We start from the raw sequence: 22,651 nt of genomic DNA, 5'->3' as shown, positions 1-22,651 counted from the left end.
CGCCGCTGCGTACGGCGCTGTTTTCGTATCACTGGTCCACACTTCATTCAACGCCGTGCCCTTTTTCGCATGAAGCCCTCTTTCAAGTCGACGCCCGCGCTGCGCATTACACTCGTCTGCAACACGGCCTGGGCAATCTATACGTATCGGCAAGGGCTGATCCGCACACTAATCGGGCGCGGGGTCGATGTGACGGTGCTTGCGCCGCGCGACCGCACGTTCGAGCTGCTCGCCGCGATGGGCTGCCGTTGCATCGAGCTGCCGATGGCGTCGAAGGGCACGAGTCCGGGCGAAGATCTGCGCACGCTCTTCGCGCTCTATCGGCAGTACAGGACGATCCGTCCGCATGTGGTGTTTCACTACACGATCAAGCCGAATATCTACGGCTCGATCGCGGCGAAGCTGGCTGGCGTGCAGTCGGTGGCGGTCACCACCGGGCTGGGCTATGTGTTCATCCAGCACAGCCGCGCCGCGCAGATCGCTAAAAGGCTGTATCGTTTCGCGTTCCGCTTTCCGCGTGAAGTGTGGTTCCTGAATCGCGACGATCAGGCCGCGTTCATCGACGGCAAGCTGCTCGCGCATCCCGAGCGCGCGCGGCTGTTGCACGGCGAGGGCGTCGATCTCGAACAGTTCGCATTCACGCCGCTGCGCGCTCGGGCGGAGTTTCGCTTCGTGCTGATCGGGCGGCTGCTGTGGGACAAGGGCGTCGGCGAATACGTCGAGGCCGCGCGGCAATTGCGCGCGCGCTATCCTCATGCGCGCTTCCAGTTGCTCGGGCCGGTAGGCGTCGACAATCCGAGCGCGATCACGCGCGACGAAGTCGCCGCGTGGGAACAGGAGGGCGTGATCGAATATCTGGGCGAAGCGCACGACGTGCGGCCGTTCATCGCCGATGCCGATTGTGTCGTGCTACCGTCGTATCGCGAAGGCGTGCCGCGCACGCTGATGGAAGCGTCGGCGATGGGCCGGCCGATCGTCGCGACCGACGTGCCCGGCTGCCGCGAGGTAGTGGCCGACGGTGTCAACGGCTTGTTGTGCGAAGCGCGCAATGCGCAGAGCCTCGCCGCGAGTCTCGCGCGCATGCTCGATATGAGCGACGCGGAGCGGCGCGCGATGGCGGAACGCGGCCGGCAGAAAGTCGCGACCGAATTCGACGAACGCATGGTCGTCGAAACGTATAAAGACCTGGTCCAGAAAATCACGGGTGTTTTACTTTAATGGGAGCAACAGCATGACCACGAAGGGCACGATTCTGGTAACCGGCGGCGCGGGTTTCATCGGCTCGCACACCTGCGTCGAACTGCTGAACGGCGGCTACGACGTCGTGGTGATCGACAACCTCGTGAATAGCAAGCGCGAATCGTTGCGGCGCGTCGAGCAAATAACCGGCCGTGCGGTGAGCTTCTATGACAACGACGCGCGCGACGCAGCCGCGCTGCAGCGCATTTTCGATGCGCATCGGATCACCGGCGCGATCCATTTCGCGGCGCTGAAAGCGGTCGGCGAATCGGTCGCGAAGCCGATCGAGTATTACGCCAACAACGTCGGCAGCCTGCTGACGCTGCTCGGCGTGATGCGGGATCGCAACGTCAAGCAGTTCGTGTTCAGTTCGTCGGCCACGGTGTACGGCGTGCCGAAAAGCTCGCCGATCGACGAATCGTTCCCGCTGTCGGCGACCAATCCGTATGGTCAATCGAAGCTGATCGCCGAGCAGATCTTGCGGGATCTGGAAGTGTCGGACCCGTCGTGGCGCATCGCGACGCTGCGCTACTTCAATCCGGTCGGCGCGCATGAGAGCGGCCTGATCGGCGAAGATCCGGCCGGCATTCCGAACAACCTGATGCCGTACGTCGCGCAGGTCGCGGTCGGCAAGCTCGAAAAGCTGCGCGTATTCGGCGGCGACTACGAGACGCCCGACGGCACCGGCGTGCGCGATTACATCCACGTGGTCGATCTCGCGCGCGGGCATCTCGCCGCGCTCGATGCGCTCGTCGAGCGCGATGCGAGCTTCGTCGTCAATCTGGGCACGGGCCAGGGCTATAGCGTGCTCGACGTGGTGCGCTCGTTCGAGAAGGCGTCGGGCCGACCGGTGCCGTACGAGATCGTCGCGCGCCGCCCGGGCGACGTCGCGCAGTGTTTCGCGGATCCGAGCGCGGCCGAGAAGATCATCGGCTGGCGCGCGCAGTTCGGTATCGAGCGCATGTGCGCGGACCACTGGCGCTGGCAGTCGACGAATCCGCAGGGGTTTGCTTAAAGCGCTTCGGCGTCATCGCGTCGGGATAAAAAACGGCGGCGGCATTCGCATAACGCGGATACCGCCGCCGTTTGCTCGCCTACTGCGCGGATTCGCGCGGATAAAAATACAAGCCGGCAACGCTCAACGCACCGGTCATTCCTTCCTTCGGCACCGCCGACACCAGAAAACGCCTGTGGGCGCCTCGCATTTCGTCAGGCGTGCAGCGCGCCGCCCGGGTGAACACGAGCTGCCAGTTTTGCGCGATGCAAAACGGCACACTGCCCTGACGCTTCGCGTACGCTTCGATGCCCACCAGAATTGGCCACAGCCGTTCCCAATCCGCGGAACCATCGAGGTCGAAAACCGCGACGCCGCCTCCCGCATCGAGATTGCGGATAGTCGAGTAAGCAGCGGGAATTCGCGGATCGTCGTACTGGGAAACGTTTTCAGGCGGCTGATGAATCCGGATCGCCGTGAAAGCCGCCACGATCACACAAACGATCACGGCAACGGGCACGGTCGCCGCTGTCACATTGTCGAGGAAGCGCTTGACCAGTAACGTCAGCGCCAGAGCAGGAACGACGTAGTAGAAAATTCCGACATAGGTCAGCGAAAGATCGTCGACGCCGAAAGCGGCATAAAAGACGAAGGCGACTGTCGCGCTCGCCAGCGCCAGCGACAATGCACGCTCAGGCGCGACGCGGCTTTCATTGTCGCGCGCGGGATCGTTCGTCACCAGCACAGCACAAGCCGCCGCGCCCAGCAGGATGCCGAAGAGTCCGTTACTCCAGAAAACTCCGGCGAAGCGCGCGGCGTCCACTAAACGATTCGCTCGGTGGACATGGCTAAAAGCGGCATATTCAGCGAGCGGTCCGGGAAAATGAAGGATCGTCTGGATCGCGAGAGGAATGAGGAAAAGCGCCACGATCGCTAGTGCAACGGCAATCGTTCGAACATTGCCCGCGAGGAAATGCCGGCTCAAGATCCAGGTCTCACTGGAACCCGATCTGACGGAAATCCAGGTATTGGCTATCAGCGCGCACGCCAGCATGACGGCCGTCATACCCAGAAAAGAAGCATGACCGTTCAGCAAAAATCCAAGGCTTAGGGCAAGGAGCATAAGCCCGTCTGCGCGTCCCATGATCAATGCGGCTACGGACACCGTGAACGCCGCAAAAGCAAAGTAGTAGAGATGCGGGAACCAGGGACCCGCGAAGGCCTGGTAGTTGATGTAAGCGGTGACACCAACGAATAGGGCTGTGGTGACGACGGCTGCCGCGGTGGCGCCCCTCGTCGCCTGCTGCATCCTGATCAAAAGCGTCCCGATTGCCGCGATCCAGAAAGCGGAAAGCAGCGCAACCGCAAGGATCTGACCGGAAAACGGCGACGCGATCGCGTGCGTCAGATCGAAAAATACGATCTCGCCCGCGGCAAGCGCGTAAAGAAGCGCAGGACCAGGATGATTGAACCCCACGCGCGAGTAATGTCCGACGAGCAGCTTCAGATGCTTTGCGTCGTCGATCAGCAACGAGTTCGCCGCAAAGTCTCCGACCTCGTGCAATTGCGCTGACGGAAAGGTCTGACCGAACACGATGATGAACAGCCAGACACAGAGCGCCGAAATAACGAACGCTGCCAACCCTTTGAGCATCGAACACCTGTTTTCGTTTTATCCAACCAGATGGAAAACAGGATTCTAAGGTAGCTGTCGGCGCGCTATGTCATCGACAGCCACGCATTTCTTCCGGTCGGAAACTAAGCTGCCGCCCCCGACTCTTCGAGCCGGAACACGGCAATGGCTTCCTTCAGAATGACCGCCTGCTCCTCCAGCGATTTCGCCGCGGCCGCCGCCTGCTCGACGAGCGCCGCGTTGTGCTGGGTGACCTCGTCGATCTGCGACACCGCCTTGTTGACCTGCTCGATGCCGTCGCTCTGTTCGAGTGCCGACGCCTCGATCTCGCTCATCACGCCGGTCACACGCTCGACGGCCTTCATCGCTTCCTGAATCGTCTTCTGCGCATCCGACACCAGCGACGCACCTTCCTCGACCTTCGCCGCCGACTCGCCGATCAGCTCCTTGATCTCCTTGGCCGCCGCGCCGGAGCGCTGCGCGAGGCTGCGCACTTCCGAGGCGACCACCGCGAAGCCGCGGCCCTGCTCACCCGCGCGAGCCGCTTCGACGGCCGCGTTCAGCGCGAGGATGTTGGTCTGGAACGCGATCCCCTCGATCATGCCGATGATCTCGGTGACCTTGCGCGATGAATCGCTGATGCCGTCCATCGTCTCCGTCACGCGCGATACCACCTTGCCGCCGCGCGTGACCGTATCGAGCGCGCCGTGCGCGAGGCGGTTCGCCTGCTTCGCGTTGTCGGCGTTCTGCTTCACGGTCGCCGACAGCTGCTCCATGCTCGCCGCGGTCTCCTGCAGCGCGGCCGCCTGCTGCTCGGTGCGCGCCGACAGATCGGCATTGCCCGACGCGATCTCGTTCGCGCCCTGCGTAATAGCGCTCGTGCTGCCGCGCACCTTGCCGACCGTTTCGACGAGGCCGTCGCGCATCCGCGTCAGCGCGCCAAGCAGCTGACCCATCTCGTTGCGCGATTTCACCTTGATCGCGACGCTCAGGTCACCGGCCGCGATGCGCTCGAAGTGCTTGACCGTCGCGTTGACCGGCTTGATCAGCGCCGACGACAACGCGACGCGCGCGCCCACGGCAATCACGAGCGCGATCACCGCGATCGCACCGAACAGCACTGTCGCGAGCTGGAAGCGGCGCGCGGCGGTCGCGGCCTGCTGATGCTGATTGTCCATCTGCGCTTTTTCGAGCGCGTCGATCGCCTTCGAGTAAGACGCGTACAGGCTGTTCGCGGTATCCCCCTGGATGGTACGGAAGGTGTTGAAGTCGAAATCGGTCAGTGCCTTGAATTCCGGTTCGACCGCCTTGTCGACGAGCGCCGCGCGCGCTTCGCCGACGCTGTGCGCGAGCTTGCGCTCGGCGTCGCTCGCGAACGGGCCGGCCATGTAGTTGTGGAAGTCGTCGTTCGATTCGACCAGCACCTTGTGCGCGGCCGGCAGCAGATCGTCGGTCTGCTTGCCGATACTGAACAACGTCTGATAGGTACCCAGCGCGAGTTGCACCTGCAGAAGCTTCTCGGAACTCGCCTTCAGATGCGACAGCGCGGCCTCGCTGCGCTGCGTGTCGTCGAGGCTGTCGTTGGCGAGCTTCAGCGCGCCGTATCCGACAGCGATGACTGTCAGCAGGAAGGCGACGAATACGCTGATCACGAGCGTCAGCCCGCCGCGAATTGTGATGTTGTTTAGCATGGGGTCTCCGGAACGCCTTTGTTGCGCGCGACTGACACTTCGTCGCATCCAGGTTTACGGTTGCGGCGCGCATGCGGCGTATAGGGGGAATCCATGAGGAGCGAGTGCTGACGGGCCTCTGCGGACCGCTTCGATCTCGCTATCTGGGATATTCCTGCTGCCCCGCCTGAAAGCTTTGCGTCCCTGCCGCACGCCGGCCGCCGTGCGTTTCGTTTGTATAATTCCGCGTCTTCGCTCAGGCCCATTTTCATGCTTAGTTTTGCGCTCGGCTTCCTCGTCTCTCTGCTGATCACGCTGTTGATCGTGCGCTATGCGCATCTGCATGAAAAATTTTCGACCGATACCGATCTGGCCGGCGTGCAGAAATTCCATGTGCGTCCGGTCCCGCGCATCGGCGGGGCCGGGATTCTGCTCGGGCTGCTCGCCGCCGCGGTGCAATTGCATCGTGCGTATCCGGCCGTGTCGGGCAGCATTCTCGGGCTGATCGCGTGCGGGATGCCGGCGTTCGGCTCGGGGCTCGTCGAGGATCTGACCAAGCGCGTGTCGCCGCTCGTACGCCTCGTCTGCACGATGGCGGCCGCCGCCCTCGCCTGGTTCTTTCTCGACATCGCGGTCACGCGCATCAGCGTGCCGCCGCTCGACTTTCTGCTGTCATATGCGGCGATCTCGTTCGTGGTCACGGTGCTCGCGGTCGCGGCGCTCGCCAACGCGATCAATATCATCGACGGCTTCAACGGCCTCGCGTCGATGGTCGCGTTCATGATGTTCGCATCGCTCGCGTATGTGGCGTTCCAGGTGCACGACCCGGTCGTGCTGTCGGCGTCGTTCATGATGATGGGCGCGGTGCTCGGCTTCTTCATCTGGAACTTCCCGGCCGGGCTGATTTTTCTCGGCGACGGCGGCGCGTACTTCATCGGCTTCATGCTCGCCGAGCTGTCGATCCTGCTCGTGATGCGCAATCGCGACGTATCCGCGTGGTATCCGGTGCTGCTCTTCATGTACCCGATCTTCGAGACCTGCTTCTCGATCTACCGCAAGAAGTTCATTCGCGGCATGTCGCCGGGCATTCCGGACGGCGTTCATCTGCATATGCTGGTCTACAAGCGGCTGATGCGCTGGGCGGTCGGCGCGCGCACCGCGCGCGAGCTGACGCGCCGCAACTCGCTGACGTCGCCGTACCTTTGGCTGCTGTGCCTGATCGCGGTCGTGCCGGCGACGCTGTTCTGGCGGCACACGCTGCATCTGTTCTGCTTCGTTGTCGTATTTGCGGCGACTTATGTGTGGCTTTACGTGAGCATCGTGCGGTTCAAGTCGCCGAGGTGGATGGTGGTGAGGAAGGGGAAGCGGTAATTCCTCGAAATTCATTAATGCACGCGAAAAAAAACCGTGCGACCTCGCACGGCTGTTCTAACTAGTCGCTCACCTCCGACTAGGGAAGGTCGGATATGTCGTCAACCTTCGTTATTTTCCAGATGCCACCAAAATTGCGCATGAACACGATCACGCTCAATTTGTCCTTCGAACCGAACGTAACAGGCACGACCGCGACATGGCCTAACATCACTGCAGGATGAACTGCAATGTGGGCGAGCCAATCATTCTCATCTTCATCTTGCACCTTAAGAAAGTAGTCACTATCGCCGGGCAACCTGTCGTGTTCATAGTCGTCTCGTAGCTTGCTGACTGTACCTTTCGCCACGTAGTCAAAGATTCCTTCGTCAAGCAACGGAAACGTCAGGTTTGCACCTAACTTGATGTACCACGAATAAAACGCCTTTGCTTGCCCTTCCGGCGTCGTTTGCGTGGTAGCGGAAAACGCCGATTGCCAAAAGAAGAAGGCCAATAGCGCGAGAACTGAAAGAAAGCGCTTGATGTGCATGTCAGTCGTGGCGATAGATCTTGTATGAGGGCCTTGTGGTTCGGTAGAAACGAGCCCCGTCGCCGGGGCTTTCGTCTACTTCGTGCGATACCACCGCCATAGCTTCATGATCGCCACGTACGCCAGCACCGCGACGATCAGTTCGATGGTCACCCACGTCACGAAAATTAGATCTCCGGGGTCCCGGATGCCAAGCCAATCCGAAGCACGCCACCAGACGGCTAGATGGCTCTCCGTCATTGGATAGGGATACGGGCGAACATAGCGAACCGAAAGAACGAACAGACACAGAAACAGCACGACCTTGAACACCCTACGGGCAAGTATTGCCATACGTGAAGACCTCGATTGTTCCGTACGCGCGAAGCCCCGGACGGCCGGTGAGAATCGTACTGGTGTTCAACAGCGAGTTGCGGATGACCAGAAAATCACCACGGCTCGGCAGGGTGATGCAGCCGAGTGAAGCACCTTCACCGCCTGCCGGATGCAACCGGAAATGCCCGCGCTTGACACCATTGACCCATGTAAAGTCATCAATGCTGCCGTCATCCCGATACAGGGCGAACCATTCATTGTGATTCGTTGGGCTGCCCCATGCGGCATTCCACGTATCCTTCGCCAAGGCAAGGGCTTGTGAACCGAGCCCGCCAGTGGGTCGGTCTACGATCCAATACTTACCGGCGGGAATCGGCCCCTTGTTCGGAACCGCCGTGCAGCCGCCCCGATTGCGGTATTGATCGTTGCCTGAATATGCGTTGAACGTGCCAAGGCCATTGATCGTGAGCGGCGACAGCCGCGCGTTGTTCACGAGAAATTTGCCGAAGTAAGCCATGTTTCACGCCTCCTGATTACGCTGCCTGTAAGTCATTGCGTCCTGCATAGGTGCTTCCCGTTGCTGAAATCTTGACCCTAGGCGCGCGGCCCACTGGCGCGCTACTGCCGGGCGCAGGCTTCAGCCAACTCCGAAAAAATAGCAGGACCTTAAGCACCCTTCGGACAGGTGTTGCCATATGTGATGACCTCAATTGTTCGGTATGCCTTAAGCCCCCCGCTTCGTGCGATACCACCGCCATAGTTTCATGATTGCCATATAGACCAGCGTAGTCGCAGTGAGATTCATGGCTACCGTCACCCAGAAAAATAGATCATCGGGGTCACGGATGCCCAACCAGTTGGCGACGTGCAACCATGCGCGCGACTCGCTTTCGGTCCACTCCACGGGATAGGGATGGACGTACGGCAGCAAAAGACGGAACAGGCCGCAAAACAGCGCGACCTTGAGCGCCCTACGGGCAAGTGTTGCCATGAGTGATGACCTCAATTGTTCCGTAGGCGCGAAGCCCCGAACAACGTGCGGGAATTTGCATCGTGTGCAGCAGCGCGTGGCGGATTCTCATGAAATCGCTATGGCTCGGCAGGGTAATACAGCCAAGCGAAATCCCGCTCCCGCCTGCCGGATGCAACCGGAACTGCCCGCGCTTGACACCATTAACCCATGTCCAGTCATCAATCGCCCCATCGTCCCGATACAGGGCGAACCATTCACGGTGATTCGACGGATGGCCTACGACCGAATTGAGACTGTCGATAGCCCACGCGTAAGCCTGAGAGCCGATGCCGCCCGTGGGACGGCCCACGATCCAGTACTTGCCGGCAGGGATGGGACCGTTATCGGGCACCGTTGTGCAGCCGCCCCGATTGCGGTATTGATTGTTGCCCGAATAGGCGTCGAACGTGCCGATGCCATTAATGGTGAGCGGTAATAGGGGCTCGTTGTTCACGAGAAATTTGCCGGTGTAGGCCATATGTCACGCCTCCTGCTTGCGCTGGCTGTAGGTCATCGTGTCCTGCATGGGTTCCTCCCGTTGGTAAAATCTTTGCCATAGGCGCGCGGGCTGCTGGCGCTACAGGACGACTCCGGATTTGTCGCCTCTTTCGCCTGGACAAAAAAAGCGCGCCACTGGGCGCGCAAAACATTTGCATCACAGAAAAAAGAGCCAACCGAGCCACCACCTCAGCGGGAAAGACATACCGGGTGGCAACGGGTCCATGCTAGGTGTATGTGCTGGGCGCAGCTATCAGAGAACTCCGAAAAGCCGGGGTGTGCGCGATGGTCGTCAACTCTCCTGGGCAAAAATAAAAAAAAGCCCCAGCATGTCTGCAGGGGCTTCTAACGATAAACATCCGACGGCCAATTTCAACGGGGCGAATGACCTGCTTTTGCGAGTACTGATTCAATGCTCCGACTACTCCGATGACTCGCGGAGGCAGAGCTCCTACGACACCCGCGTCGCCGGCGCCACACTACGCAGCGTCGTCGCCGTCGCCGGCAGATACTCCGGCACCCAGCGCCGCAGATCGCGCCGCACTTCATCGTCGGCCGGCACGCGATGCTGCATCAGCCACGGCAGCAGGTTGTCGATCAGGCTGTCCGGCACCTCGCGCGCCTGCGCGATGCGCAGCTTCGGGTGCGGCGTGCGCGTGGTGGTTTCGTCGTCGGCGAGCAGTTCCTCGTAAAGCTTCTCGCCCGGGCGCAAACCCGTGAACACGACGCGAATCTGTTCTTCGGTGAAGCCGTACAGGCGGATCAGATCGTGCGCGAGATCGGCGATACGCACCGGCTTGCCCATGTCGAGAATGAAAATCTCGCCGCCGCGCCCCATGCTCGACGCCTGCAACACGAGCTGCGACGCCTCCGGAATCGTCATGAAGAACCGCGTGATTTCCGGATGCGTGACCGTCACCGGGCCGCCGCGCGCGATCTGCTCCTGAAACTTGGGAATCACGCTGCCCGCGCTGCCGAGCACGTTGCCGAAGCGCACGGTCTCGAACTGCGTGCGCCGTGCGCCCTGCTGCTGCAGCGCCGAGCACGCCATCTCCGCGAGCCGCTTGCTCGCGCCCATCACGTTGGTCGGGTTGACGGCCTTGTCGGTCGAAATCAGCACGAAATGCGCGACGTCGTGGCGGATCGCCGCGCGCGCGACGCGGTACGTGCCGAGCACGTTGTTGCGCACCGCCTGCCACGTGTTGACCTCTTCCATCAACGGCACGTGCTTGTAGGCCGCCGCATGAAATACGATGTGCGGACAGTAGCGCGCCATCACCTGATCGAGCAGCAGCGAATCCTTCACGTCACCGACGAGCGGCACCACCGACACTTCCGGATACTTGTCGCGCAGCTCTTCGTTCAGGCGATAGATCGAGAACTCGGAGATGTCGAACGCGACCAGTTGCACCGGACCGAAGCGCAGAATCTGCCGGCACAGCTCCGAGCCGATCGAGCCGCCCGCGCCCGTCACCATCACGACGCGGTTCTTCAGCAGCGCGGCGACGTGCTCGGTGTCGATCGTCACCGGGTCGCGGCCGAGCAGGTCTTCGAGATCGATCTGCCGCACCCGCGACAGGAATGCCTGGCCTTGCGTGAGCGGCGTGAGCGCGGGCAGCGTCATCGCGCGTACGCCGGCGCGCACGCACAGCGTGGCGATGCGCCGATGCGCTTCCACCGACGCCGACGGAACCGCGATGATCACGTGCTCGACCTTCAGCTCCGTGCAGATTTTCTGCAGATCGCTGATCGCGCCAACCACGCGATAGCCATAGATTTCACGGCCCTGCTTGATCGGATCGTCGTCGAGCAGACCGACGAGGCGCCATTGGCCCGAGCGCTTCAGCTCGCGCACGAGGTTCGCGCCGGCATTGCCCGCGCCAAGCACGAGCACCGGCTTGCCCTGGCCGACCAGCCCGCCGTAGCGATAGAACTCCTTGGCCGCGCGATACAGTGCGCGTGAGCCGCCCATGGTCAGGAACAGCAGCATCGGCGACACGATCAGCACCGAGCGCGGCACGACCGGCGCGGGCTGCAACAGCGCCGAGCCGATCACGACGACGAGCGCGCCGACGCCGATCGCTTTCGCGATCCGCACGAGATCGGGCAGGCTCGCGAACACCCACATGCCGCGATAGAGGCCGTAGCTGCGAAACATCACCGCGTAGATCAGCAGCACCCACACGAGTGCATGCAGCCCGCTCGACCAGAACGGCGCGGGCACTGGTCCGTTGAACCGGATCACATAGGCCAGCAGCCAGGCCATGGCCACCGCGCACAGGTCGAACGCAAACGCACTGAACGAAAGCCATCTGGCTTTGAAGCTTTTCATTGCGCAGAACCTCAGATTGGCCCGGAACGGGACACATGGCGCCGCCAGCGGCGATCAATACACAGCCCTGCTATAACCAGCACGGCAGCCCATGCGACGACAACCAGCCATTGATACAGAAGGGCGAATTGTAGCGCCCACAGAGCAAGCATTATGCCCGCCGCCATGAACAAGTACCAAATCCACGCGGTCGATGCATGCCCCAAACCCGACTGCACCAGTCTTTGATAGTAGTGTTCACGATGCGCCTGCCAAAATTTTTCACCGCGCAACAGGCGCTTGAGCAGCGTGACCGACGCATCGCCGATGAACGGCGCGAAGCACAGCGCCGGAAACCACACCGGCCAGACGCCCTCGCGCCAGCCCCAATAGCCGAGCGCGCCGGCCAGAAAGCCGAGCGGGATCGAGCCGGCGTCGCCGAGAAAGATGCGCGCCGGGTGAAAGTTGAACAGCAGAAAGCCCGCGGCCGCGCCCGCGACGATCAGGCTCGCCGTCGCGAGCGCAGGGTCCGCATGCGCCGACAGCGAGGCGGCCACCGCGTAGCCGCCGAAGCCGAACAGCGCCATGCCGCCCGCGAGGCCGTCCGAGCCGTCCATGAAGTTGTAGAGATTGACGAGCCACACGAGTAGGACCGCCATGCACGCGAGCGCCCACCACGGTACGTCGGCTGGATAGACGGCGATCAGCGCCGCCACCGCCGCCGCATGGCCGCCGAAGCGCACCCGTGCGGGCAGGCCGCGGCGATCGTCGATCTGCGAAAGCGCCGCGAGCAGCGCCGCGGCAAGCGCGGGCAGCCACAGCGACGGCACCGCGAGCGCGATCAGCAACACCACGACCGGCACGATGCCCCAGCCGCCGACGCGCGGTGTCGGACGCGTGTGCAGCGAGCGGTCGTTGGGGATGTCGGTGGCGAGCCGCCACGCGAGGCCGGTGCGCAAGAGCGTCCACAGGATCGCCGCGCAGGCGGCCAGCGCGGCGACGGCCCAGACGAGCAGATGGAACAACGGGCAGGTGGTGAGTGCAGCGACTGGCATCGCCTTTTGTGGAAGCCAAAAGCTTAGAATTCTAAACCACCGCGTGTGTGCCGGTAGTCTGCATGGGGCAGCGCCATACGCGAGTCTTCCAACTGTGGGTCGCTCCGACGCACTTCGCGCCTGCGGTGCTACCAGACTGTACGTGCGACGCAGTCGCTTGGCCCTCCCGGCAACCACCCAAGGATGTCCTGGAACCTGGTATGATCGGAGCCCCAATTGAACCCTGCCTCAGAGGATGAATGTGAGCACAAATCAGGTGTGGATTGAAGTCTCACTTCTGGAGCACTGGGGACCAAAACCGCACGGCATCCCGCGCGTCACGCAAAACATCTTCCTGCAAAGCTTGCGTCGCGACGATGTGCGGTATTTTTACTACCACCGCACGGAAGAATCGTTCATTGCCATCCGGGACGTCGCGTACTTCAAGCGGCTTGCCGCTGGAGACGAACCGTTCAACGCGGACCGCTGCCCCGCAGGTCACCCGCTCACATCGCAGCTTGCGGAAGGCGATCGGATCTTCTTTTGCGAAGTCGGCTGGGACCACGCGCCGTACTATGGTTGTATGGCTGAATTGAGGCGTGAGCACCCGCGTACGATCTTCGAGTATCTTGTCCACGACCTGATCCCGATCACATCACCGATGTTTTTCGAGCAGGAATTCGGCAACCGTGCGGCTCAATTCCTCAGGTTGCTTCCGACTGTCGTCGACCGGTACGTCTGTGTGTCGGATAGCACAGCCCGCGATGTGCGCAGCATCCTGGCACCGCGGGCCGAGACGGTCGTGATGAAGAGCGGCAACGATATGGGCCAGACGGGCGTCGCGCCGGACATCGACCGGCCATATGTGCTCAGCGTCGGAACGATAGAGATACGAAAAAATCATCTGCTGCTGTACTACGTCTGGCGAAAACTTGCGGCAGACCTCGGTGAACGCTGCCCAAAGCTGGTTCTGGTAGGTCGCGCGGGATGGCTGGCGAGCGATCTCGTCTATCTGCTTTCGCATGACCCGCTCGTAAGGGATCTGATCGAGATCCGTCACGGCATCACGGACGAACGGCTGGTCGGCTTGCTGAAAGGCAGCATGTTTACGGCATTCCCGTCGCATGCCGAAGGATGGGGTTTGCCTGCGAGCGAAAGCCTGTTTTACGGCAAAGTGTGCGTCACGTCGAACAACACAAGCCTTCCGGAGATCAATCCGTTCCCTGCGCTGATGTTCGACTCGTACGACACGGGCCAGGCCTATAGGGTGATTCGCGGCCTGATCGACGACCCCGAACGACTGAAGGCTTATGAAGCGCAGATTCCACAGCGGTTCGAGCGACAAACGTGGGAAAAAAGCTTTGACGAACTCTTTGGCCTAATCGAAGCATAGTCGTCTAAAGCAAGTGCAACTCGGCGTCGCCTCATGGAGGACCGACGTAAATCCGTTCGGCAACGCGTTCGCCCGCGCTGGCGCATCGGGCGGCGCGCGTTCCGCGGGATCGGCTGCGCCTACTCGGTGAAAGAGGACTTGCGGTCATGCTTCTCCCTTGCGCAACCAGGACAGCCAAACGGCCTCTCGCAGCGCTCGCAGAGTGGATTATCGCGGCATGATAGTTATCGATTCGATGCCGATTCCGATACGGCGGGGATCTTCGATGCCGAGCCCAGGCAGATCTTTCGGCCGGCAAGGATGGGGAATGACGAACTCCAGCGCATTTGCGTCCACATCGTTGAAGCAAAATTCATAGGTCGTCGCCTCTTCGATCGGCGCGAGCTTCTTAGCGGACGTCTTTGCGCCGGCGCGTACCTGCAGGTCTTTTCTGACGTTGGGACCGAAGACGCTTTTGAGTTCCAACCTGAGCGCAAAGTCGCGTGGCAGCTTGTGCGTAAATTCAAGCTTTACGATATCGCCGATAGTCCATCGTCCCCAACTTTCCGCTACCGAGAGTCCCGAAAACGAGGAGACATAGGCAGGCATCCCGTCGATGGATAGAGCTATTCCATCCTCCAGCGCAGCGGCATAGCGGCTCCCGTTATCAATCGTCCGATTGACGGTATTGAGAGGCTTTTGGCCAATGACGACTTGAGAAAGCGGGAGCGCGTCGACACAGCTGAACGTTTCGATGGAAAGCCCGAAATCGTCGAATAGCCGCTTGATATACGCACGCGTAAATCCCAATTCGAGCCAGCCCCAGCGGCGCATCGCCCGCAAGGACTCCCCGTCGAGGCGCGGCCCCCAAGGATAGGGAAGCAGCGAGTTCTCCTGTTCAAGGATAGGTTCCGCCGCCAGTATTATCTTTGCATCGAGCTCCAGGTGATTAATGAGCATTTCGCGCAGACAGTCTCGATGATCGATGACGTGATGGAATGACTCGAAAAAGATAACCGCGTCGTACTTGTAGTTTGCAGTCCTGGACGCTAACCATTGGTCCAATGTTTGCGCGATGACGTTTGGCGGCTCGGGATAGTGCTTCGTTGCATCGCGAATGATCTTGCACTGCAACTCGTTCGGATCGAGCGCGTCGACGCGATATCCCATGCGCGACAGATTCGTGGTCAGCGAACCCACGCCGCAACCGACTTCAAGAATGCGCGCGCTCGGCGGAAGGTTAGCGACCTTGATAAGAAACCCATATGCAATCAGCGATATACCCACGGTCCCTGCGGATTTGGTACCCCAAGGATACGGCCAGTCCCGTTCATGCTCCGGATTGAGGTTCGCGTCCGGCAACCCTTCGAGATGGGCGTCATGCGTCCGACCAATGATTTCCTCGTGTACCGATTTCACACGGGCAATATAAGTATCGGAAACAGGGTCGAGGCGTTTCATTTCAGAAAGGTCGCCACTGGGTGAGATAGAAAACGCCGCCAAGCGCCGAATGAGATCAGCATTATCCTGAGCAGCATGCTCGACATCTGCAAGCATACGATCCAACTCTGCGAATTCGGCTTGATTAAAGAGAGTCATGGGTGCCCCTTTCTCCTCATGAGTGAAGTCGCACGGACGGCGGGTTCTATTCAGCCATTCAGAACGCCGCACGGTCTTCGCGGCGCCCCGCTCATTCGGCACTCGCGCGGGAGTTGCCGGCGCAGTCTGGTCTATTTCCGAGCGAGCTTTTCTTCAAGTGCCCAGATCAATCGCTCCTTGTCATTGACGACCTTCTCCAGCACTTCGGAACGGTACTCATAAATCCTCGCGCGTTCTTCCGCGGCTTTCGCTCGAGCGATCAATGCATCGATCTCATGCGGCAAAAGCCCCGCCCACGCTGGCAAATGGGCAGCGCGCCGCTCCTTGTATCGTTCGATGGCCGTAGCGACGCGATCCTTGTCGAACCCGGCAATGAGGTTGGTAAATTTGTTCTGCGTCAGGTGCTCATGAGCGACGTAATAGGCGACATTCTCGACGCGCATATCGCACGCTTCCAAACCGTGGATGGCGTAGATGTAAGGAAAGATGGAGAGGAGCCGTTCGCGAAAATCTGGAATAGTCATTCGTCGAAACATGGAAAGACACCAGTGATTCATCTCCATGAACACCAGAGGCCTGAAAGTTTCGAGGGTTGCGCGGGCGCCTTCGAAGACATCGAGCTCGAAACCCTCGACATCGACTTTCATCGCGTCAATACGCGCGAGGCCCATGGATTCGAATGCTTCGTCCAGACGATAGACCGGGACAGTGTCTACGAAATGGATGCCGTCGTTGATCGAGAACTTGTCGGCAACGAACGATCCAGCCAGGAAGTCAGGATTTCCCTGCATTTTCAATTCGCCAGCCTGCGCGCCCAACGCGAAATTAAGACGCGATACGTTAGTCACTCCAGCCGCGGACAGGTTTTTTTCCAATAGCTCGAAAGTTCGAGGCACAGGTTCAACGGCGGCAATCTTGCCGTTTGGGCAGAACGTAGAAAAAGCGATGGACGTAAATCCGATGTTCGCGCCTACGTCGATAACATGCGACTCGTTGGTAACCAGGGAGTGCAGCACGTCGAGCGTCGCCGGCTCGAATGTGTCACCCATGCTGGTGAGATAGCCGCTGTCGCCAGTAATGTCGAAAATGGCATCAACAATGCGTACCTTCCTGCTTTGTAGACTCATTTGCAATCCTGAGGTGTAAGTATTTGTGTACGATCCGCAGCTAGACAACGATTCTCTATAAGCAGAAGCGCAAATATGGCGTCACCCGAAGTCCCCATGCACCCGCACGGCATGACATAGGCGCGATCCCGTGACTCGAGCGGTACTCGACGATGAAATCGGCGAACGAGACTGCCACCATCTGTTGCCGGAGGTTTGGGCGTCGGTGGACGATACCATCTTTGCGATGATGTGCACGTTCCCTCGCCTGCAGCCAAAAGCTTTTCTCCGCACCGGACGATTCGCTACAGTTCGCGGAACGCAATTGAGCGAATTCCGACTCCGATCTGGCGGGCGTCCTCATTGCCCCACTCGGGCACGTCTTTGGGTCTGCCTGGACAAGGGATCAGCAGCGTCAACATCTTTGTCTTTACGTCACGAAACCTGAACGAATATGACTTTTTGTCTTCTACCATCCTTAGAGTCTCGACCTGAGACTTCTGGTCGATCACTACAGTGAGGTACTTGCCGACATTTGGCCCAAAGACTTGATGAAGTTCGAGCAGTATTTCCAGGTTTGACGGTAACTGCTCGTTAAACACCAACTCAACGCGAGAGCCGACCGTCCATCGCCCCCAGTCCTCTCTGAACGAGAGGCCAGAGGCCCATTTGAGGAAGCTTGGGAACCCTTCTGCGGCGAGATTGAACCCCTCTTCGATCGTAGCCTTGTAACGACGAGAGTCGGCTTTCAGTAGAACTTCACAATATGGACGTTGAATGCGGCGCGATCCGACGACGATTTGCGATAACGGAAGGGCCAGGTCCGTTTCGAGACGCTTATATTGCATGCCAACCCGAGCCAATAAGTCTTGCAGATACCTTCGTGTAAACCCGAGTTCAAGCCGCCCCCATTTGCGCATCGAGCGCAGTGATGCGCCATCCAGACGAGGCCCCCAAGGATACGGGAGCAGCTCGGAAGTGCTCGGAAAAATTGACTCTGCGGCAATGATGATTTTGGCGTTATCTTCAATGTGCCCGTCTCGCGTAAGCTTCTCGAGACAAGACTTGTGATCCATGATACTGTGGAACGATTCAAAAAAAATCACTGCGTCGTATTTATAGCTTTTTTGGCGTTTATCGATCCAGTCGTTAAGCGTCGACGCGATGACATTCGGCACGAATGGCAGATCCCTGGTCGTGGCGACGACCGAATCGCATTGCGCGAAGCTCGGGTCCAGCGCGTCGACTCGATATCCCATACGCGCCAGATTCCAGGTCAGCGAGCCCGTACCGCAACCCACTTCGAGGATGCGTCCGTGACGCGGGATGTCTGCAACCTGGATCAGGAACCCGCATGCAATAAGCATCGCAGCAACCGACTTCGGATGTCGGGCATCCCATGGATCCGGCCCCGAACTTTCACCTTCATGGTTCGACTGACGCGTGGCTTCCGGCTCCAAGGTATGCATTTGACCCACGATCTCTTCGTGCACTTGGCGAATTTTCGTCAGGTACTCGTCGGAGAAGGGATCCATCTCGTTCAGCGTACGAAGTTCGCCGGCAGCTCTGATCGAAATCCTCGCCAAGCGGTCCTGCAAGTTGACGTCACGAGTGGCTCCGTGCTCGATGGAGGCCAGAATCTCGTCGATTTCTTTCAGTTCTCCCTGGTCGAAAATTGCCATAGAATCCTCGGAAAGTTAATGGACCGTTGCCTGGTCGGCATCCCGGCGCGACCTGAAATAAGCCAGCGGAATACTCAATGGCGGAGCACGAAAGGTAGTTTTCGCGGTCAATCAAGCTGCATATGTGCTATCGAAAAGTTCGTCTCGCAACCTTACCTCAAAAGGTGTGTTCATGGTTCGCAGTCGAAACCGTTGGGGATATTTACGCTCGCTAATATATCTATCCGCATTCATTGTCCTCACGGTAACGTACTTTTCGCTGTTTCATTTTTTGGCACGAACCAGCGATGACGTGAACTCGTTGTTGGCAGCCCGAGACATAGTGCTCGGCAATCCTCTGCTTCGCGGTTGGGAATTCCCCCCCGACCCATTCTATTTCACGGATTTGCTTCCAGAGGGTGTGTTGACTCTCTTCCTGGGGTTAACCCCTCGAATCCTGTTTATTTTTCCAGCGATGGTCTGGGCAGCTGTTGTCTGCTCCTGCATCTGGATGACCGGTCGGATCACCCCGGAGAGCCGATGGCAACAGGCTGCGGTGTTCGTGTGCCTGGGACTTCCAATCGTCATCGACGACCACTCGATGCGTGTTCTCGGCACCGCACCCACGCACATCACGACGATCCTTCTCGGGGCAGGTCTGTTCTGGTTCGCGTATCGTCAATGGTGCGCGCCACAGCTTTCGAAGGCAATTTTTTTTTGGCTGGCGTTGCTCGCGTTCATGGGGAGCTTCAGCGACCCCTTTATCGTATCCGCCGCGATCGGACCGGCAATCGTGGTTTGCGGATTGCACTGGCTCGCTGCAGTAAAGCGCGACAAATGTGTCTGGGTCGCCGCTTCGCTGGCGCTCGGCCTCGTCATCGGAAGGTTGGCCATTGTGGTGGTGGCAAAGGTCCACGGCTTCGCGATTTCGCCTCAACCTTCGGCCTTCGCGGATTTCGAACGGCTTTCGGGTAACTTCGCGCTAGTGACTCGCGGCTTGCTGATGATCTTTGGCGCGGACTTCACAGGCAGACCGCTAGCTCCCAGCGGCGGCATGAGCTTCAGAGAGGCTCTGGCCGCGACGCCGGTTACGATGTTCGCTCGCGTCGTATTTCTGGTCGCCGCGATCGCTGGTAGCCTGCTGATGGTCAGCCGCATGTTCTCGGGCAGGCTCGAGCAGCTCAGAAACAGAGACTTTCTATTGATGTGCTTCTCGTGGTCTAGCGTCATCGCCATGCTCGCCGCGCTTCTTAGCGACCAGATGCAGAACCTGACGTCGTATCGCTATCTTTTGCCGACGTTGGTGTATGGATCGATCGTAGGTGCAAAGCTGCTTGGCGGGAGCACTTTGGGACGATTGCTAATCGTTGCTGCCGGCATATTGTCGGCCGGATCGTTTTGGGGAACGCTCCATGTAGCGCGTGAAAACCCGACTTACTTTGGCCCTGCAATCCAGGGTCTTGCAGCGTGGCTTCAAGAGAATCGCTTGACTGACGGGTATGGGCCATATTGGTCTGCCTCGTCGACCACGCTCGCGTCAGGCAACTCCGTGCGTACGCGCGCCGTAATAAAAGGTGCGGATGCCTTGATCCGGCCATACTTGTGGCTATCGCGGCACGAGTGGTACGGATCTCCAACCGGGAAGCGATTCATCCTCGTCGACCCGGTTAATCCGGACAACTACACCACAGCCGATGTTATCGCCCAGTTCGGCCAGCCCTCTGTGCTAAAGCGCGTGAACGGTTACGACATACTCATCTATGCCGACCCGGACTCGCGCCTTTCTCAGCTTGTGGCCAAGTGATGCCGGACGACGGATGGCGGAAAAATTATCGGCTGTTAATTGGAGCGCTGGGAAGGTGGTGGTATCGAGATTCGCCTGCAGCGATTTTCAGCGCGTCGCCCGATACCATGCTGCTGTCTGCAACAGTCCTTGTTCGACAGTGTGCGGCGGATACCAGCCGAGCGTCTTACCGATGTGCGAGCTATCGAGCCGTAACTCGCCGATCAGCCGGTCGACTTGCGCGGAACGCCCGCTAACCTTGCCCAGCATGCGCAGCACGCCTGGCGGCACAGGCACGAGACGGCACGGCGCGTGAAGTTGCGTCGCGAGCATGCGAGCCAGTTCGGCGACGCTCAAATCGTGCCGGTCCGTCACGTGAAACGTCTCCCCCGCCGCGCGCGGATCTGTCACGGATTGGACGATTGCATCGGCGAGATTATCGACGAACACGAGGCTGCGCCGCGCGGTAATCGCGCCAAGCGGCAGTGGAAGACCTCGGGAAATTGCATCCATCAGCTGCAGGAAGTTCGCCTGCACGCCCGACCCATAAACCAGAGGCGGGCGCACCACGACCACTTCCAGTCCGCTTTCACGCGACAAGGCGAAAAGCGCCCGTTCAGCTTCGAGCTTGGATACACCATAAGGATCGCATGGGGCCGGCTCGTCGCTCTCGCGCAGCGGACGGCCCTCATCGCGTTCGCCAATCGCCTTGATACTGCTAACGAATACGAGCCGGCGCGCACCGGCGTGGAGCGCTGCCTTGGCAACACGCAACGTCCCTGCAACATTGGTCTCGCGGTAGGCGGCCAGTGGATCGGTACTGGTGTCGCGCATCATGTGCACTCGCGCTGCCAGATGCACGACCGTATCGGGAACGAGCGCCGCAGGCCAGCGACTGCCGACCTCCAGGAAGTCACTCGTTTCGAGAACCCACTCGCGCACTCCGTCGCAAGTAGTGCCCGGCTTGCGCACGACGCCTGTGACGGCGTCTCCGCGCTGCAGGAGAGCACGCGAAACGGCATGACCGACGAAACCGTTCGCGCCGGTGATGAGTACGGTGTGAGTCATGGTGGAATGCGCAAAATAAGGTGGTCCGGCACGAACCTCTGCACGCCGTAAGGTATGCGCGGGCTATGATCCGCGCATCGGCGTCGTTTCGGCCGACAGAACAGTTCCGGGTTCGGTGCGGATGCACCCGATCGAACAGCAACCCATACGCGGTCTCTCCCGATCCGGTTCACATTCGCTCAGCGGTCGCTACCTGGTCGTACAGCCGTCGGTACGCGCGGCCTAAGGCGAGCGCTGAACACAACCGCTCATAACGGGCCCGCGCCGCCAGTCCCATCTGTCCAGCCAATGTTTCGTCGGCGAGCAATTGGCAAGCAGCCGCGGCGAACTCACGCGGAGATTCGGGCGGAACGACGAAACCAGTCACATTGTGCTCGTTCACAAACGACGTGCCCGAACTGACCTCACAGCAAACCATGGGTTTGCCGAACATCGATGCTTCGACCAGCACCATCCCGAACGCTTCCGAGCGGAGGTGCGAAGGCAGGAGCATCGCACGGCACCCCTTCAGCAATGCGATTTTCTCTTCTTCGCTGACCTGGCCGGCAAAGATGACGTTGGAAGCACCGACATCCGCCGCGAGTTTCTTCAGGTTTTGCATTTCTGGCCCCGATCCCGCGATTACCAGGGTTGCCGGAATCAAGGGCGCGGCTTCGATCAGCGTGTGCAAACCCTTGTAGTAGCGCAGTACACCAAGCGAAAGAAAATACGGTTTATCGCCGAGTGCCATGCGGGCGAGCGTTTGCGGTCCGCATCGCTGGGCGAAATCGCTGTTCGCGTAGTCGCCGATCCCTAGCGGTATGACTTGCAGCCGCTGCGGCGCGACCAGCGAAGCCAGTACGGTGCTCGATTTCGCGTAAGCCGGCGAGGTCGCGACTACGGCCGACATCGAAGACAACATGCGCGCCATCAACGGCCCGTAAATGGAGCCGAGGAAACGCTGACGGACGACATCGGAGTGATACGTCATGACGGCGGGTTTGTCGCTGCCGCCCATCATGCGCAACACATCGCCGAACGGCCAGGGGAAATGGAAATGCAGAACGTCGGCCCAGTCCGCGAGCCTACGATACTGCCGGAACGCATCGAGACCGCCAAGATCGCAAGACGCGGGCGCCGCCCATGATTTGGATCGAATCACCTGCCCTTCTGCAACCGTCAGTTCGCGCGGCACAGGCTGAGGTGAAAGCGTAAATATCTTCGATTCGACGCCGCACGCCTTCGTCGCCAGGCTGATTTGCCGGATCGCCTCCTGAAGGCCGCCAGGGGGATCGGGAAAATAAGTGCGGTATATATGCAGCGCCTTCATACGGCTTCCTTCGCGCGGCAGACACGCATGGTTACGGAGCGCTCCGCGCTCGGCGTCCGATTCCGTCGTCGCGTGATCTGGTGGATTTCGTCGCCCAGCCGGTAAAAGAGCGGGCTCGTGGATTCGAGAGAACGTGGCCGAGCCCGT

Annotated in this window: 19 protein-coding genes; 5 read left to right on the top strand and 14 right to left on the bottom strand. The window is 60.0% G+C overall.

Going from position 1 to position 22,651, the window contains the following annotated elements:
• Positions 1–69: 69 nt before the first annotated feature.
• Together AB3X96_RS13860 and galE are read left to right on the top strand one after the other, a co-directional pair.
• A complete protein-coding gene (locus tag AB3X96_RS13860) occupies positions 70–1,218 on the top strand; it encodes a glycosyltransferase family 4 protein (RefSeq protein ID WP_176109362.1) in 1,149 nt (382 codons plus the stop codon).
• Between the two features lie 13 nt (positions 1,219–1,231).
• Positions 1,232–2,254, top strand: coding sequence for a UDP-glucose 4-epimerase GalE (gene galE, locus AB3X96_RS13855; protein ID WP_368590202.1), 1,023 nt, complete (start codon positions 1,232–1,234; stop codon positions 2,252–2,254).
• Positions 2,255–2,333: 79 nt separating this feature from the next.
• Here the strand turns inward: galE and AB3X96_RS13850 are convergent, their stop codons facing one another.
• Positions 2,334–3,887 (bottom strand): hypothetical protein, encoded by a 1,554-nt coding sequence (locus AB3X96_RS13850; protein ID WP_368590201.1) that lies wholly within the window; start codon positions 3,885–3,887, stop codon positions 2,334–2,336.
• A gap of 104 nt (positions 3,888–3,991) precedes the next feature.
• A complete protein-coding gene (locus AB3X96_RS13845) occupies positions 3,992–5,557 on the bottom strand; it encodes a methyl-accepting chemotaxis protein (RefSeq protein WP_368590200.1) in 1,566 nt (521 codons plus the stop codon).
• 249 nt (positions 5,558–5,806) lie between these two features.
• On the opposite strand from AB3X96_RS13845, the gene AB3X96_RS13840 reads away from it, so the two are divergent.
• Positions 5,807–6,907, top strand: a complete 1,101-nt coding sequence (locus tag AB3X96_RS13840) for a glycosyltransferase (protein ID WP_368590199.1) — start codon at positions 5,807–5,809, stop codon at positions 6,905–6,907.
• A gap of 79 nt (positions 6,908–6,986) precedes the next feature.
• On the opposite strand, the gene AB3X96_RS13835 is transcribed toward AB3X96_RS13840, so the two are convergent.
• The 7 genes from AB3X96_RS13835 to AB3X96_RS13805 form a co-directional block, all read right to left on the bottom strand.
• Positions 6,987–7,436, bottom strand: coding sequence for a DUF3828 domain-containing protein (locus tag AB3X96_RS13835; protein WP_368590198.1), 450 nt, complete (start codon positions 7,434–7,436; stop codon positions 6,987–6,989).
• A gap of 75 nt (positions 7,437–7,511) precedes the next feature.
• Positions 7,512–7,769, bottom strand: coding sequence for a hypothetical protein (locus AB3X96_RS13830; protein WP_246392080.1), 258 nt, complete (start codon positions 7,767–7,769; stop codon positions 7,512–7,514).
• Entirely contained in the window at positions 7,750–8,268 is a 519-nt protein-coding gene (locus tag AB3X96_RS13825) for a DUF2778 domain-containing protein (protein WP_368590197.1), read from the bottom strand. Before AB3X96_RS13825 ends, AB3X96_RS13830 begins: the two co-directional genes overlap by 20 nt.
• Positions 8,269–8,475: 207 nt before the next feature.
• On the bottom strand, positions 8,476–8,742 hold the full coding sequence (locus AB3X96_RS13820; RefSeq protein ID WP_368590196.1) for a hypothetical protein: 267 nt from the start codon (positions 8,740–8,742) through the stop codon (positions 8,476–8,478).
• Complete coding sequence (locus AB3X96_RS13815; protein WP_368590195.1) at positions 8,723–9,241, bottom strand: DUF2778 domain-containing protein; 519 nt, start codon at positions 9,239–9,241, stop codon at positions 8,723–8,725. Before AB3X96_RS13815 ends, AB3X96_RS13820 begins: the two co-directional genes overlap by 20 nt.
• Positions 9,242–9,712: 471 nt before the next feature.
• Positions 9,713–11,593, bottom strand: coding sequence for a nucleoside-diphosphate sugar epimerase/dehydratase (locus AB3X96_RS13810; protein WP_176109369.1), 1,881 nt, complete (start codon positions 11,591–11,593; stop codon positions 9,713–9,715).
• 11 nt (positions 11,594–11,604) lie between these two features.
• Positions 11,605–12,627, bottom strand: a complete 1,023-nt coding sequence (locus tag AB3X96_RS13805) for a glycosyltransferase family 4 protein (RefSeq protein WP_368590194.1) — start codon at positions 12,625–12,627, stop codon at positions 11,605–11,607.
• Positions 12,628–12,868: 241 nt separating this feature from the next.
• Here AB3X96_RS13805 and AB3X96_RS13800 point away from each other — a divergent pair, with 241 nt between their 5' ends.
• A complete protein-coding gene (locus tag AB3X96_RS13800; RefSeq protein WP_368590193.1) occupies positions 12,869–13,999 on the top strand; it encodes a glycosyltransferase family 4 protein in 1,131 nt (376 codons plus the stop codon).
• A gap of 207 nt (positions 14,000–14,206) precedes the next feature.
• On the opposite strand, the gene AB3X96_RS13795 is transcribed toward AB3X96_RS13800, so the two are convergent.
• From AB3X96_RS13795 to AB3X96_RS13785, 3 genes are all read right to left on the bottom strand, one after another.
• Complete coding sequence (locus AB3X96_RS13795; RefSeq protein WP_368590192.1) at positions 14,207–15,577, bottom strand: methyltransferase domain-containing protein; 1,371 nt, start codon at positions 15,575–15,577, stop codon at positions 14,207–14,209.
• Positions 15,578–15,708: 131 nt separating this feature from the next.
• Entirely contained in the window at positions 15,709–16,704 is a 996-nt protein-coding gene (locus tag AB3X96_RS13790) for an FkbM family methyltransferase (RefSeq protein WP_368590191.1), read from the bottom strand.
• Positions 16,705–16,988: 284 nt separating this feature from the next.
• The gene (locus AB3X96_RS13785; RefSeq protein ID WP_368590190.1) at positions 16,989–18,365 is read right to left on the bottom strand and encodes a methyltransferase domain-containing protein; all 1,377 of its coding nucleotides are present in this window, start codon (positions 18,363–18,365) and stop codon (positions 16,989–16,991) included.
• Positions 18,366–18,657: 292 nt separating this feature from the next.
• Here AB3X96_RS13785 and AB3X96_RS13780 point away from each other — a divergent pair, with 292 nt between their 5' ends.
• Entirely contained in the window at positions 18,658–20,148 is a 1,491-nt protein-coding gene (locus tag AB3X96_RS13780; RefSeq protein WP_368590189.1) for a hypothetical protein, read from the top strand.
• 87 nt (positions 20,149–20,235) lie between these two features.
• Here the strand turns inward: AB3X96_RS13780 and AB3X96_RS13775 are convergent, their stop codons facing one another.
• The gene (locus AB3X96_RS13775) at positions 20,236–21,195 is read right to left on the bottom strand and encodes a UDP-glucose 4-epimerase family protein (RefSeq protein ID WP_368590188.1); all 960 of its coding nucleotides are present in this window, start codon (positions 21,193–21,195) and stop codon (positions 20,236–20,238) included.
• Positions 21,196–21,364: 169 nt separating this feature from the next.
• Entirely contained in the window at positions 21,365–22,504 is a 1,140-nt protein-coding gene (locus AB3X96_RS13770) for a glycosyltransferase (RefSeq protein ID WP_368590187.1), read from the bottom strand.
• Positions 22,505–22,651: the final 147 nt, after the last annotated feature.

The sequence above is a fragment of the Paraburkholderia sp. BR13439 genome (assembly GCF_040948805.1).
Taxonomy (GTDB): domain Bacteria; phylum Pseudomonadota; class Gammaproteobacteria; order Burkholderiales; family Burkholderiaceae; genus Paraburkholderia; species Paraburkholderia youngii.
This window is presented reverse-complemented; position numbering and strand designations above follow the sequence as displayed.

What these genes read in the sequence shown, in the direction of transcription:
- AB3X96_RS13770 (WP_368590187.1), bottom strand. Translation starts at nt 22,504, where the DNA reads ATGAAGGCGCTGCATATATACCGCACTTATTTTCCCGATCCCCCTGGC.
- AB3X96_RS13790 (WP_368590191.1), bottom strand. Translation starts at nt 16,704, where the DNA reads ATGAGTCTACAAAGCAGGAAGGTACGCATTGTTGATGCCATTTTCGAC.
- AB3X96_RS13775 (WP_368590188.1), bottom strand. Translation starts at nt 21,195, where the DNA reads ATGACTCACACCGTACTCATCACCGGCGCGAACGGTTTCGTCGGTCAT.
- AB3X96_RS13820 (WP_368590196.1), bottom strand. Translation starts at nt 8,742, where the DNA reads ATGGCAACACTTGCCCGTAGGGCGCTCAAGGTCGCGCTGTTTTGCGGC.
- galE (WP_368590202.1), top strand. Translation starts at nt 1,232, where the DNA reads ATGACCACGAAGGGCACGATTCTGGTAACCGGCGGCGCGGGTTTCATC.
- AB3X96_RS13825 (WP_368590197.1), bottom strand. Translation starts at nt 8,268, where the DNA reads ATGGCTTACTTCGGCAAATTTCTCGTGAACAACGCGCGGCTGTCGCCG.
- AB3X96_RS13860 (WP_176109362.1), top strand. Translation starts at nt 70, where the DNA reads ATGAAGCCCTCTTTCAAGTCGACGCCCGCGCTGCGCATTACACTCGTC.
- AB3X96_RS13785 (WP_368590190.1), bottom strand. Translation starts at nt 18,365, where the DNA reads ATGGCAATTTTCGACCAGGGAGAACTGAAAGAAATCGACGAGATTCTG.
- AB3X96_RS13815 (WP_368590195.1), bottom strand. Translation starts at nt 9,241, where the DNA reads ATGGCCTACACCGGCAAATTTCTCGTGAACAACGAGCCCCTATTACCG.
- AB3X96_RS13835 (WP_368590198.1), bottom strand. Translation starts at nt 7,436, where the DNA reads ATGCACATCAAGCGCTTTCTTTCAGTTCTCGCGCTATTGGCCTTCTTC.
- AB3X96_RS13805 (WP_368590194.1), bottom strand. Translation starts at nt 12,627, where the DNA reads ATGCCAGTCGCTGCACTCACCACCTGCCCGTTGTTCCATCTGCTCGTC.
- AB3X96_RS13845 (WP_368590200.1), bottom strand. Translation starts at nt 5,557, where the DNA reads ATGCTAAACAACATCACAATTCGCGGCGGGCTGACGCTCGTGATCAGC.
- AB3X96_RS13850 (WP_368590201.1), bottom strand. Translation starts at nt 3,887, where the DNA reads ATGCTCAAAGGGTTGGCAGCGTTCGTTATTTCGGCGCTCTGTGTCTGG.
- AB3X96_RS13810 (WP_176109369.1), bottom strand. Translation starts at nt 11,593, where the DNA reads ATGAAAAGCTTCAAAGCCAGATGGCTTTCGTTCAGTGCGTTTGCGTTC.
- AB3X96_RS13840 (WP_368590199.1), top strand. Translation starts at nt 5,807, where the DNA reads ATGCTTAGTTTTGCGCTCGGCTTCCTCGTCTCTCTGCTGATCACGCTG.
- AB3X96_RS13830 (WP_246392080.1), bottom strand. Translation starts at nt 7,769, where the DNA reads ATGGCAATACTTGCCCGTAGGGTGTTCAAGGTCGTGCTGTTTCTGTGT.
- AB3X96_RS13795 (WP_368590192.1), bottom strand. Translation starts at nt 15,577, where the DNA reads ATGACTCTCTTTAATCAAGCCGAATTCGCAGAGTTGGATCGTATGCTT.